This window comes from Ruegeria sp. BC2 (genome assembly GCF_056539245.1).
Map to the genome: position 1 here is coordinate 309,069 of NZ_JBQFUQ010000002.1, position 12,250 is coordinate 321,318.

The following is a 12,250-nucleotide window of genomic DNA, read 5'->3' on the forward strand; positions in this document are numbered from 1 at the left end:
TACTCGGGCCTCGGAGAACCGGTGCCGGTCGGTTTCATCCGCAGGTAATGATTATTGATTGATCAGTCAATAAAGCACTGCTTTGGGCGAATTCTTGCCAACAAAAAAAGGGGACCTCTTGAAAAAAATGGTTAATGTTCCATTTCTGTTCTACATGATCGGAGGATCACCAGATGGAACAGTCATTGCGCAAAACCACCCCGATGGGGCCGACCAACGACTACCACATTCTGCCCGTCACGGACCGTCAGATGCGCTATGCGCGCGCGATCGCCCAGCAGTCCGCGTTGGAGATTCCGGTCGAGGCGCAGCGCGACCGGCGATCCATGTCCGATTGGATCTCGGCGCACAAGCCGCACGATCCCTCCCCTTTTGCCGACTACCCGACGGGCAAACAGGTGGCCTTTGCCGAGCGGATCTCGCGCACCAAACGCCGCCCGATCCCCAGCGAGTGCTTCCGCGACAAACGCGCGATGTCGCGATGGATTGATCAGAACAAGTGAAGAAATGGGGCCGGCGGACTCAGGCGTCTTTGTCATGGCGATGGCGATGCGACCGACCATACAGCCCTACGGCCGCTGCCACGAACAGGCCCAGTAGAATATAGCCGGTAATCGCCTCAGCCACGGCAAGGGCGCGGCACACGCCAACTGGCCGCAAGTCACCAAAACCAACCGTCGTGAAGGTAACATACGAGAAGTACAGGACGTCCGCCGGACCGCGGGCGCCTTCAACGCACAGATCGTAGTACCCGTATGACCCGTAGACTGCAGCGAACAGGAACGGCACGACCTGGATGAAGGAAATCCCCATCAGCAGCAACTGCCGCTTGGGCGAGCGCACAAGCGCAATGTAGTACCAGGTTTGCGAGAACAGCCAAATCGCCAACCCGATGGTGGCTGCGGCTCCGATCGTGTCGCCGGCTGCGGATTCGGTCAGGTGTGAAAGGATGTACCAAGCCAGAGCGCTTAGCATGACAAGGCCCATCGCTGCGATCAGCGTGGGCTTCCAATCCTGCAATGTGGTTGGATCATGCGCCATCGTCCCCCTCCCCAAGCACGGGTACCGGCCATTTTTTAACGCCGGGCGCATCATCGCAAGCTTTTTTGCGGGATTCGAAGCTATTGGCCGCCGATATGCTCTTCGCCCCGCGCCCTTGCCAGCGAGATCTGTTTCTGCCGTTCGCGGAACCGGGCCTTGTCGGCCTCGGACGTCTCGTGGATGCATTGGTGGCAGGACACGCCGTGCTCGTATTCGGGGCGCTCCATGTCCTGGGGCAGGATCGGGCGGCGGCAGCCATGACACAGCTGGTGCGGTCCCTCGGCCAACCCGTGCCCTACGGAAACGCGATTGTCGAACACGAAGCACTCGCCCTTCCAGGTGCTGTCCTCGGGCGGGACCTCCTCGAGATAGCGCAGGATGCCGCCCTTCAGGTGATAGACATCCTCGATCCCCTGCCCCAGCAGATAGTTGGTGGATTTCTCGCAGCGGATGCCGCCTGTGCAGAACATGGCGACGCGCTTGTTGTGGAACCGGTCCTTGTTATGCTCCCACCAGGTAGGAAAATCGCGGAAACTGGCCGTTTTAGGGTCGATTGCGCCGTCGAACGTGCCGATCGACACCTCATAATCATTGCGCGTATCGATCACCACCACATCATCCGAACGGATCAGATCGTTCCAGTCCTGAGGCTCGACATAGTGGCCGGTGCGGGCGCGCGGATCGACATCCGGCTGGCCCATGGTCACGATCTCTTTCTTCAGGCGCACCTTCATCTTTCCAAAAGGCGGCTGGCTGGCGGTGGCCTCTTTCCATTCCAGATCGGCGCAACCCGGCAGCACCCGGATATGCGCCAGAACCGCGTCGATCCCGGCGCGTGGGCCGGCGATGGTGCCGTTGATGCCCTCATGCGCCAGCAGCAGCGTGCCCTTGACCGACTGCGCGCGGCACAGCTCCAGCAGCGGCGCGCGCAGGGCGTCCGGGTCGGCAAAACGGGTGAAGTGATACAGTGCGGCGATCGTGTACATGGCCGCGATCTAATGCGCGGCCCCACGCAACGCAAGAGACCGCATTGACGACCCATGCCCGCCCGCCTACCGATAGGACACGCAAAGGAGGCCGCCATGACCCATGCCCTGATCGTGATCGATGTCCAGAACGACTTTTGCCCCGGCGGCGCGCTGGCAGTTCCCAACGGGGATGAGATCGTCGCCCCGATCAATGCCATGATGCCCGATTTCGATGCGGTGATCCTGACGCAGGACTGGCACCCGGCGGGTCATTCCTCGTTCGCGTCCTCCCATCCGGGCAAGGCGCCTTATGATCTGGTCGAGATGCCCTATGGCCCGCAGGTCCTGTGGCCCGACCATTGCGTGCAGGGCACACCCGGCGCCGAATTCCACCCCGACCTGCGTACCGATGCCGACCTGATCCTGCGCAAGGGCTTCCGCAGCGCGATCGACAGCTATTCCGGCTTCTTCGAAAACGACCACACCACGCCCACCGGGCTGGAAGGCTATCTGCGCACGCGCGGGATCGACCGGCTGACGCTGGTAGGCTTGGCGACCGATTTCTGCGTGCATTATTCGGCGGTGGATGCGGCCCGGCTGGGCTTTGACGTGACCGTCAGAACCGGCGCTTGCCGCGCAATCGATCTGGATGGATCGCTCGCAGCGGCGGAACAGGCCATGCGCGACACGGGTGTTACGTTGGCCTAGCGGTTCAGGGCGTCGCTCCGGCCGCAGCCAGGTATTTCAGCAGGACGAACACGATCACCGCAAGGCCAAGGGCGAAGCCAATGCGCCCGGGCACGGTTCTTCGGTCAGGTTTTGCGGGCGCAGGTGTGGCCGGCTGCGGGCGGCGCACCGGATCGCGGCGTTTGATGCCGATCCCAGGCTGCGCGCTGCGAACATGGCGCAGAAAGTCGCGCAGATCGAATTCACCGCAATACTGGCCGCGCAATCCCGTGGCCCGAATATTTGCAAACAGCTGGCGCAGGATCTTTTCGCGGGCCGCGGCGTCTTCGGGCGGATAGAAACCACGCGATTCACCGCTGCCGTGGCTGTCCAGAATAAATCCGGCATCCACGAACACCTGACGCAGCTTCGGTGACGCCCCCCTCAGAGCATCGGCCGTCTTCACGTCGCGAAAACGCGCACAGACCGTTACGGTTTTCGGCTCGGTCTTAGCCGACGAACCGCAATCGCCCCCATCTTTTGCAATCGTTACAATATCAAAGTCGTAAGCCAGACCCATTCAACCAACTACTACCTTCTCGTACCATCCCACCGTTTAACTAGACCGCGAAAAGAACAGACATTATGCCCGCATTATGGCCTGTCCTTGGCATTGTTACCAAATCCGCGACTCTTGCCATTCACCGCCCTGATTGATCTAACAACGGAAATGGCAGGAGTTCCCCATGGTCGACATCGCGACCCGTGTCTACAATCACAAATGGAAGATCGACCCGATTGTCCGGTCTTTGATCGACACAGACTTCTACAAACTGCTGATGTGCCAGTCAGTGTTTCGAAACCGACCTCAAACAACGGTCGAGTTTTCCTTGATCAACCGGTCGAATCACGTCCCCCTGGCCAAGCTGATCGACGAGGGCGAGTTGCGCGAACAGCTGGATCACATCCGCTCGCTCAGCCTCAGCCGGGGTGAAAGCACCTGGCTGCGAGGCAATACATTCTACGGCAAACGCCAGATGTTCCGCCCCGATTTCATGGAATGGTTCGAGAATCTGCGCCTGCCGCCCTATCACCTCGAACGCCGCGGCGATCAGTACGAGCTGACATTCGAAGGCAAATGGCACGAGGTCATGCTGTGGGAAATCCCGGCGCTGGCGGTGCTGATGGAGCTGCGCTCGCGCGCGGTTTTGAACGACATGCGCCGGTTCGAGCTTCAGGTTCTCTATGCCCGCGCCATGACCCGTGTCTGGGAAAAGATCGAAACGCTGCGCGGCATTCCCGGTTTGGGGATCGCAGATTTCGGCACCCGGCGGCGGCATTCCTTCCTGTGGCAGGACTGGTGCGTGCAGGCGATGATCGAAGGGCTGGGCCCAGCGTTTACCGGCACGTCGAACTGCCTGATCGCCATGCGGCGCGAGGTCGAGGCGATCGGCACCAATGCACATGAACTGCCGATGGTCTATTCGGCGCTGGCCGAAACCGACGAAGAACTGGCCCGCGCGCCCTATGACGTGCTGAGCGACTGGCATGACGAACATGATGGCAACCTGCGGATCATCCTGCCCGACACCTATGGCACCAAGGGGTTTCTGGACCGCGCGCCCGACTGGCTGGCCGGATGGACCGGCATCCGCATCGACAGCGGCGATCCGGCCAAGGGCGCCGAGATCGCCATCGACTGGTGGAAATCGCGCGGCGAGGATCCCAGCCAGAAGCGGATCATTTTCTCGGACGGGCTCGACGTGGACAAGATCCGCGAATTGCATGGCCAATTCGCGGGCCGGGTGAAGGTCTCGTTCGGGTGGGGCACGTTGCTGACCAACGATTTCCGCGGGCTGGTGCCGGGGGATGCGCTGGCGCCGTTCTCGCTGGTGTGCAAGGCGGTCTCGGCCAATGGGCGTCCGACGGTGAAACTTTCGGACAACCCCGAAAAGGCGATGGGGCCGAAAGACGAGATCGAGCGCTACAAGCGCGTCTTTGGCGTAGGGGAACAAGAAGCGATCGAAGTGATCGTCTAGCCCGGCTCAGCCGTGATGGGCGGCCACGGTTTTCAACTGGGAAAAACCGTACAGCGCCTCGAACCCCTTTTCGCGGCCATGGCCCGATTTTCCGACCCCGCCGAACGGCAGCTCGACCCCGCCGCCCGCGCCGTAGTTGTTGATGAACACCTGCCCCGCGCGCAACCGTTTGGCCAGCCGCATCTGCCGCGCGCCGTCCCGCGTCCAGACCCCGGCCACCAGCCCATAGTCGGTGCCGTTGGCGATTTGAATGGCCTGTTCCTCGGTGTCGAAGGGGATCAAAACCTGGACGGGGCCAAAGATTTCCTTCTGCGCCAGCGGATGATCGGGCGGCACGTCCCCAAACAGCGTCGGGCGCACATAGGCCCCGCCCGGCGGCGCGTGATCCACGATCCGGCCTTGTGCTGCGATCTCAAGATCGGCCCCCTGCGCCAGAAACCCGGTCACGATCTGTTTCTGCCGGTCCGAAATCAGCGGCCCGACCCGCAGATCCTCGGTCGCGGGGCCGACGGTCAGGTCGGCATAGGCGGCAGCCATGCGCGCTTTGACCTCGGCATAGACCCCGCGCTGCACCAGAACGCGCGACCCGGCCGAGCAGGTCTGACCCGCGTTCTGGATGCCCGCATTCACCAGAAACGGCAGCGCGGCCTGCAAATCGGCATCATCGAACACCAATTGCGGAGATTTCCCGCCCAGTTCCAGCGTCACCGGCACCACGTTGCTTCCGGCCGCCTGCTGCACCAGCGCACCCGTCGCCACGGACCCGGTGAACGAGATATGATGCACACCCGGATGCGCCGACAGGGCCGCGCCCGCCTCGGACCCGATGCCGGACACCACGTTCAGCGCCCCCGGCGGCAGGCCGGCCTCGGCGGCCAGATGGGCAAAGGCCAGTGCTGTCAGACAGGCCTCTTCGGCCGGTTTCAGAACGCAGGCATTGCCCATGGCCAGCGCCGCCCCGACCGAGCGGCCGATGATCTGCATCGGGTAGTTCCACGGCACGATATGGCCGGTCACGCCATGCGGCTCGCGCAGGGTATAGACGGTGTAGCCGTCCAGATAGGGGATGGTCTGACCCATCACCTTGTCCGCCGCACCGCCGTAGAATTCGCAATACCGCGCCAGCGCCAGTGCGTCGGCGCGCGCCTGGGTCAGCGGTTTGCCAACGTCCAACGCTTCGAGCAGCGCAAGCTCTTCGGTCCTGTCCTGCACCAACTGCCCCAGCCGGGTCAGGATGCGGCCCCGCTCCAGCGCGGTCATCCGGCCCCAGTCGCCGTCCAGCGCCGCCTGCGCGGCCAGCACGGCGGCATCCATCTGCGGCGCCTCACCGCGCGCAATCCGGCACAGCGGCGTGCCGTCGGACGGGTTGGTCAGATCAAGCGTGTCTTCGGTCGCGACCCAATCGCCGCCGACGAGGCACAGGGTGGGATCAAACCAGATGGGATTTAGCATATCCGCCTCCAAATTAGGCTCTAACTAACGGGTTTCATGCCGCGCCTTGCCCGATCTCGGGCAATTTCGGCACGGCTTGGATCAAGGTTTGCGTATAAGGGTGCTGCGGGTCCGCGAACACGCGCTCGGTCTTGCCCTGCTCGACGATCCGGCCGGACTGCATAACCATTACCCGGTCGGTGATGGTGCGCACCACGCTCAGGTCATGGCTGATGAACAGGTAGGTCAGGTCATAGGCCGCACACAGCTCGGCCAGCAGGTCGAGGATCTGCGCCCGCACGGACACGTCAAGCGCCGAGACGGCTTCGTCGAACAGGATCAGCTCGGGCCGGATGATCAGGGCGCGGGCGATGGCGATGCGTTGGCGCTGCCCGCCCGAAAATTCGTGGATGTATTTCCCCGCATCATCGGGCGAGAGCCCCACGGCGGTCAGCATCTCGGCGATCCGGTCCTGCCGTTCCGCGCCTGCGGGCGGCGTTTCCAGCAGGTGGAAAGGCTCGGTGATCAGGCGGGCGACACGGTGGCGGGGGTTGAAGCTGCCGAACGGGTCCTGGAACACCACCTGCATCTTGCGGCGCACGGCCAGATTGGGTTTGCGACCGGTGAACACTGGCAGGCCGCCCAGCAGGATCTGCCCGCCCTGAACCTCCTCAAGCCCCAAAACAGCCCGTGTCAGGGTCGATTTTCCGCAGCCGGACTCGCCCACAAGTCCAAGGCGTTCGCCCCGGTTCAGCGTGAAACTGACGTGATCCACGGCCCGGTGATGACCCGGCTTTTCAAACAACCGCGTGCGCGGCAGGCGATAGTCGCGCACCACGTTGCGGACCTCGAGCAACGGCGCGGGTGCGGGCTGTGCAGGCAATGCGACCCGGTGGCCCGAGGCCTGAAACAGCATCCGCGTATAGGGATGCTGCATGTGGCGCAGCAGGTGGTCGGTGGCCCCGGTTTCGACCACCCGCCCCTTCTGCATCACCACGATCCGGTCGGCCATGCCCGCCACCACCGCCAGATCGTGGGTAATCATCAGCAGGCCCATGCCGTATTCCGTGACCAGCCCTCGCAGCAGATCGAGGATTTGCGCCTGCGTGGTCACGTCCAGCGCCGTCGTCGGCTCGTCCGCGATCAGCAGCCGGGGGCGCAGGGCGATGGCCATGGCGATCACCACCCGCTGCCGCTGCCCGCCCGACAGTTCGTGCGGATAGCGCGACAGGGGAAAGCGATCAGGCGGAAGGCCGACGCGGGTCAGAACCTCTTGGGCGCGCGCGCGGGCGGCGTCGGCGGGCATGGCCTTGTGGATCAGGATGGTCTCCATCACCTGATCACCGATGGTCTTCACCGGATTGAGCGCCGTCATCGGCTCTTGGAACACCATCCCGACGGCCGCGCCGCGCAGGGCGCACATTTCCGCCTCGGGGCTGTTCAGAACCTCGTGCCCGTTCAGGCGGACCGAGCCGCCGGCCACCGCCCCTGCGGGCAGCAACTGCATCACCGCCAGCGCGGTCATCGACTTGCCCGAGCCGCTCTCACCGGTGACGGCCACGATCTGCCCGGGGTCGATGGACAGGCTGACCTGGTCCAGAACGGGGACCCCGTGGATCGACAGCGACAGGTTATGGATTTCCAGCAGGCTCATGCGCGGGCCACCCGAATTCGGGGATCCAGCCAATCGCGCAACCCGTCGCCCAGCAGGTTCAGCCCCAGCACCGTCACGATGATCGCCAGCCCCGGAATCAGAGCCAAATGCGGGGCAAAACTGACCATCGTCTGCGCATCCGCCAGCATCCGACCCCAGCTGGGCGTGGGTGGCTGCGCACCGAGGCCGACATAGGACAGCCCCGCCTCGGCCAGAATACCCAGAGAGAACTGGATGGTGCCCTGCACGATCAACAGGTTGGCGACGTTGGGCAGGATGTGCTCGGCCGAGATGCGCGCCGCGCCCTTGCCCGCGACGCGGGCGGCCAGGATGAACTCGCGCTCCCACAGGGACAGCGCCGCGCCGCGGGTAATGCGGGCGAAGACGGGGATGTTGAAGATGCCGATGGCGATGATCGCGTTCACCGCACCGGGGCCGAAGACGGCGGTGATTAGGATGGCAATCACCAGCGAGGGAAAGGCAAAGACCAGATCGTTGCCGCGCATGATCAGCTCGTCCAGCCAAGACCCCTTGCGCGCCGCGGCCGTCAGGCCCAATGGCACGCCCAGCGCCATGCCGATGCCCACCGCCACCAGCGCCACCGCGATCGAGGTGCGCGCGCCGACCATGATCATCGAGAATATATCGCGCCCGAAATGATCGGTACCGAACCAGTGCTGCGCATTGGGCGGCTGCAGCTTTTCGGGGATGTTCAGCGCGGCGTGGTCATAGGGTGTCCAGACGAAGGACAGCAGGGCCATCAGCACCACCACCGAGGACAGCCCCGCCCCCAGGATCAGAGACCGGCTCATGTGCGGCTCCGCAACCGGGGGTCGACCGCGGCATAGGCCAGATCGACCAGGAAATTCACCGTGATGACCGCAAAGACCAGCAGCATCACCACCGACTCTACCACGATCAGGTCCCGCGCCGAGATCGCCTGGAACACCAGCCGCCCCAGCCCGGGCAGATAGAAGACCTGCTCGATGATGATCGACCCGGCCAGCAGGAAGGAAAACTGCAGCCCGATGATGGTCAGCACCGGGATCAGCGCGTTGCGCACCCCGTGCCGCCACAGCGCCTGGCGGCGCGACAGGCCCTTGGCGCGGGCGGTGCGCATGAAATCCTCACCCAGAATGTCCAGCAGCGCCGAGCGCATGACCCGCGCCAATATCGCCGCCTGTGGCAGAGCCAGCGCAATCGCCGGCAAGGTCAGCGAGTGCAGCCCGGCCCACAGGCCGTTGTCCCACCCAGCAAACCCGCCCGCGTTGAACCAGCGCAGGTTGATGGCGAAGATCAGCACCAGCATCATCGCGAACCAGAAATTCGGCACCGCGATGCCCAGCTGCGTGGCCCCCATCACCGCCAGATCGCCCGGTTTCCCCCGGCGCGCGGCGGCATAAATCCCGACCGGAAAGGCGATCAACGTCGACAGTGTCAGCGCATAGAGCGCCAGCGGCAGCGACACCCACAGCCGGTCGGCCACCATCTGCGCCACCGGCGTGCGATAGGTGTACGAGGTGCCGAAATCTCCGGCCAGCATGCCGCTGACCCAATTCAGATATCGCTGCGGCCGCGACACGTCCAAGCCCAGCTCGGCGCGCAGGGCGGCCAGCGTTTCGGGCTGGGCGTTCACCCCCAGCATGAACGAGGCCGGATCCCCCGGTGCCACCTCGATCACCGCGAAGATGACCACCGAAGCGACGGCCAGGCTGAGTGCCAGCGAAATCAGACGTTTGAGCGCATATCGGAGCATTGCCGCCACGTTAGGCCGGGATTGGCCGCCGGTCCAGCGGCACAGCGCGTCAGGACTGCATCAGAAACGCCCAGACCGCGTAGCCCACGATCGCGGCATAGCCCAGCGGATAGATCCACTTGATCGCATAGTTGTCCAGCTTGCGCGCCGTGTCCTCGCGCCCCGAGACCTTGAGCCGCCGCAGCATCACGTTGAACACCACCAGCGCCCCGGTCATCAGGAACATGCATTGCAGGATGGAATCCAGAAAGGTCAGATAGCCCAGCTTGGGCAGATCGGCCGAGATTGCCCAGTTGAAGGCGACAAAGACCAGCAGGTTGGCCCCGGCGATGTCGATCCGCTTGCGGTATTCGTCCAGAAAGAACAGCGCCCAGCCGACCAAAACCAGCACCAGCATCGGCAGGAACACCCGAATGACATAATAGGTCAGGTGGCGCTTGCCCTGAAAGACCAGCGACACCTGATCGCTTTCATTGCCCGACAGGCCGGTCGTGGTCGAGGCCAGCATACGGGCATTGCCCAGAATCCACTCCTCTTCGCCCAGCGTGTCGCCCAGCCCCGAAAACTGGTCCAGCGCGTAGTAATGCACGAAGTCGGACGGAAAGACCGAGACGACCTCGAAATGGAACTCCTGCGTGTCGAAGGGGAACCTGAGGAAGTTGAAATGCGGCGCCTGCAGCGTCAGCGAGGATTTCTCGACAAACGTCACATGCCCATCATAGCGCAGGGCGGCCGCGGATTCGTGCACCCAGCGGTTGGATTGCTGGTTGTGGATGACGAAGGCCGGAACCACCGCATCCCGTGTGGCTGCATGCCGCACGAAGGCCGGCGGATCGAACACGCGGAAATCGCGGCCCAGCTCATCCGGATCGAACGCCAGGGCCGGATCGCTCCATTCAAACCGCAGCACGACCACGGCGCCATAGTTCTCGGCCTTCTGATCGACCGAGGTGATCTGGTCGATCTTGATGCCGACGCCGACCTCGACCGGGTTTTCCGGGGTGCCCAACAGCGCGCTGTGGCCATCCTGAAACAACCCCTGCGCGCCCGAGGGCCCCGACAGGGCCAGGGCGACGATGAAGAAAAACACCGAAACAAGGCAACGTGTCATCTGATACAGACCCTAATCTGGGGAAACAGGTCCGCCGTGCGGACCCGCAAGGCTCATTCCGCCCAGCTGATCGCGGTCAGGTCGATGGCCGCCGTGGGCGCGTTTTCCCACAGGCCCTGAACCCCGGCCTTGGCCACGCCCAGCTTGGCAAGTTGGAACAGATAGGCGTTGACGTAATCCTCGGCGATCATGCGCTGCGCCTCACCCATAAGGCGGGTGCGTTCATCGGGGTCGGTGGTGGCGTTCAGCGTCGCCATCAGGGCCTGGAAGTCCGGGTTGTCATATTGGAAGTAGTAATCCGGCCGGGCATAGATGCCGATGTCCATCGGCTCGGTATGGCTGACGATGGTCAGGGCGAAATCCTTGCCCTTGAACACGGTTTCCAGCCACTGCGCCCATTCCACGTTGATGATCTCGGCCTTGATCCCGACCTCGGCCAGCTGCGCGGCCACGATCTCGCCCCCGCGGCGGGCGTAGGAGGGCGGCGGCAGGTGCAGCGTAGTTTCGAACCCGTCTGCGAACCCGGCCTCGGCCAGCAGGGCGCGGGCCTTGTCCGGGTCATGCGCCGAATTGCCGGTCAGATCGACATAGGCCGGGTTGTGCGGTGCGAAATGCGTGCCGATCGGCGTGCCATAGCCGAACATCGCGCCGTCGATGATCGCTTGACGGTCGATCGCATGGGCCAGCGCCTGCCGCACCTGCACGTCGTCAAAGGGCGGCTTCTTGTTGTTGGTCGCCAGAATGGTCTCGCCCTCGGTCGAGCCGACAAGCACCTGGAACCGCGGGTCGGCCTCGAACTGCGGCAGGTTCTCGGGGGCGGGGAAATTGTCGAACACGTCCACGTCCTCGGCCATCATCGCGGCAAAGGCCGCGGTGGGGTCCGAGATAAACTTGAACGTGGCCTTCTCCAGCGCGGGTTGGTCACCCCAGTAATCGGGGTTGCGCTCCAAGGTGATGCGGTCGCCCTGGACCCATTCGGCGAACTTGTAGGCACCGGTGCCGACCGGGTTGGTCTTGATGCCCTCGATGCTTTCGGGCGCCACGATCACCGCGTCGCCCCAGGCCAGGTTGAACAGGAAATTGCCGTTGGGTTCCGCCAGAGTGATTCTGACGGTCAGCGGGTCCACGACCTCGACGCTTTCGATCCCGGCGAACAGGGCCTTCTGCGCATTGGCGCTGTCCTCGGCGGTGGCGCGGTCCAGGCTGAACTTCACGTCCTCGGCATCCATCGTGGTGCCATCGTGAAAGGTGACGCCATCTTGCAGCTTGAAGGTATAGACCTTTCCGTCCTCGGAGATCTCCCAGCTTTCGGCCAGCCCGGGCACGACCGAGCCATCGCCCATGAACCGGGTCAGCCCTTCGAACACGTTGGTGTAGACGACCGAATCGATGGCTTGTGCGGCGGCGCTGGTCGGGTCCAGATGCGGCGGCTCCAGCTGCATGGCGATTGTGATGTCCGACCGGGCCATGGCCTGCGAGGCGAGAAGCCCCACGCCCAGCGCCATGGCGCCGGCAAAGGTGCGAAAGAACGGCTTGGTCATGTAAATTCCCTCCCAGAATGTGCGGATGGGCGGCGGATGACGC

12 protein-coding genes are annotated in these 12,250 nt (G+C 63.7%); 3 read left to right on the forward strand and 9 right to left on the reverse strand.

Annotation, left to right across the window (positions count from 1 at the left end):
- The first annotated feature begins 173 nt into the window (after positions 1–173).
- On the forward strand, positions 174–503 hold the full coding sequence (locus ACR0CU_RS11855) for a hypothetical protein (protein ID WP_170364639.1): 330 nt from the start codon (positions 174–176) through the stop codon (positions 501–503).
- A gap of 19 nt (positions 504–522) precedes the next feature.
- Here the strand turns inward: ACR0CU_RS11855 and ACR0CU_RS11860 are convergent, their stop codons facing one another.
- Both ACR0CU_RS11860 and trhO read right to left on the reverse strand, forming a co-directional pair.
- On the reverse strand, positions 523–1,041 hold the full coding sequence (locus ACR0CU_RS11860) for a potassium channel family protein (protein WP_170364636.1): 519 nt from the start codon (positions 1,039–1,041) through the stop codon (positions 523–525).
- Between the two features lie 80 nt (positions 1,042–1,121).
- The gene (gene trhO / locus ACR0CU_RS11865) at positions 1,122–2,027 is read right to left on the reverse strand and encodes an oxygen-dependent tRNA uridine(34) hydroxylase TrhO (protein ID WP_480643097.1); all 906 of its coding nucleotides are present in this window, start codon (positions 2,025–2,027) and stop codon (positions 1,122–1,124) included.
- A 96-nt stretch (positions 2,028–2,123) separates the two neighbouring features.
- Between trhO and pncA the strand changes: the two genes are divergently transcribed.
- On the forward strand, positions 2,124–2,717 hold the full coding sequence (pncA, locus tag ACR0CU_RS11870) for a bifunctional nicotinamidase/pyrazinamidase (RefSeq protein ID WP_170364632.1): 594 nt from the start codon (positions 2,124–2,126) through the stop codon (positions 2,715–2,717).
- Positions 2,718–2,721: 4 nt separating this feature from the next.
- On the opposite strand, the gene ACR0CU_RS11875 is transcribed toward pncA, so the two are convergent.
- Positions 2,722–3,255 carry a hypothetical protein gene (locus ACR0CU_RS11875; protein ID WP_170364630.1) on the reverse strand — a complete coding sequence of 178 codons (534 nt, stop codon included), beginning with the start codon at positions 3,253–3,255 and terminating at the stop codon, positions 2,722–2,724.
- Positions 3,256–3,421: 166 nt separating this feature from the next.
- Here ACR0CU_RS11875 and pncB point away from each other — a divergent pair, with 166 nt between their 5' ends.
- Complete coding sequence (gene pncB, locus ACR0CU_RS11880) at positions 3,422–4,714, forward strand: nicotinate phosphoribosyltransferase (protein WP_170364085.1); 1,293 nt, start codon at positions 3,422–3,424, stop codon at positions 4,712–4,714.
- A gap of 6 nt (positions 4,715–4,720) precedes the next feature.
- Here the strand turns inward: pncB and ACR0CU_RS11885 are convergent, their stop codons facing one another.
- The 6 genes from ACR0CU_RS11885 to ACR0CU_RS11910 are packed head-to-tail and all read right to left on the reverse strand — an operon-like array spanning position 4,721 to position 12,207.
- Positions 4,721–6,166 carry an aldehyde dehydrogenase family protein gene (locus ACR0CU_RS11885; RefSeq protein WP_170447437.1) on the reverse strand — a complete coding sequence of 482 codons (1,446 nt, stop codon included), beginning with the start codon at positions 6,164–6,166 and terminating at the stop codon, positions 4,721–4,723.
- A 34-nt stretch (positions 6,167–6,200) separates the two neighbouring features.
- Positions 6,201–7,799 carry an ABC transporter ATP-binding protein gene (locus tag ACR0CU_RS11890; RefSeq protein WP_170447436.1) on the reverse strand — a complete coding sequence of 533 codons (1,599 nt, stop codon included), beginning with the start codon at positions 7,797–7,799 and terminating at the stop codon, positions 6,201–6,203.
- The gene (locus ACR0CU_RS11895; RefSeq protein WP_170447435.1) at positions 7,796–8,611 is read right to left on the reverse strand and encodes an ABC transporter permease; all 816 of its coding nucleotides are present in this window, start codon (positions 8,609–8,611) and stop codon (positions 7,796–7,798) included. The genes ACR0CU_RS11890 and ACR0CU_RS11895 overlap by 4 nt, the downstream gene beginning before the upstream one ends.
- Positions 8,608–9,555, reverse strand: coding sequence for an ABC transporter permease (locus tag ACR0CU_RS11900; RefSeq protein WP_149774225.1), 948 nt, complete (start codon positions 9,553–9,555; stop codon positions 8,608–8,610). Before ACR0CU_RS11900 ends, ACR0CU_RS11895 begins: the two co-directional genes overlap by 4 nt.
- A gap of 49 nt (positions 9,556–9,604) precedes the next feature.
- Entirely contained in the window at positions 9,605–10,666 is a 1,062-nt protein-coding gene (locus tag ACR0CU_RS11905; RefSeq protein ID WP_170447434.1) for a ligand-gated ion channel, read from the reverse strand.
- 53 nt (positions 10,667–10,719) lie between these two features.
- Complete coding sequence (locus ACR0CU_RS11910) at positions 10,720–12,207, reverse strand: ABC transporter substrate-binding protein (protein WP_170447432.1); 1,488 nt, start codon at positions 12,205–12,207, stop codon at positions 10,720–10,722.
- Positions 12,208–12,250 lie beyond the last annotated feature (43 nt).